General features: G+C 35.0%; 1 protein-coding gene. It reads left to right on the forward strand.

Annotated elements, in window-relative coordinates; translation table 11 throughout:
- Positions 1–297 (forward strand): hypothetical protein (locus tag BKH42_RS09725; RefSeq protein ID WP_180674059.1); only part of this gene is annotated, 297 nt, incomplete at both ends.

Raw genomic sequence — 297 nt, forward strand, 5'->3', positions numbered from 1 at the left:
ATAACTCCACTGGAAGTTTTAAAAACTATCTAGATAATTCACTTAATTTCACAGATATTGTTAATACTGAAGAGAGTATCGCTTCTGGGATGCTCAATAATAGAACCTACAAAAATGGACTCATCATCCACCTAGATGGTAAAAAGGCCAATGAACTCTTAAAAGATTATAGAGAGATCTTTCCAATTAATTTCCTTGGCCTAAGTGTGGATAAGACCTCTGCATATACCCAACTTGCTCAAGAAAAAACCTGTGCAAGTGATAGCACAAAATGTCTCAAAGATGATGATAGCACTA

Origin of the sequence: Helicobacter sp. 13S00482-2 (assembly GCF_002272795.1) — a bacterium.
Taxonomy (GTDB): Bacteria; Campylobacterota; Campylobacteria; order Campylobacterales; family Helicobacteraceae; genus Helicobacter_J.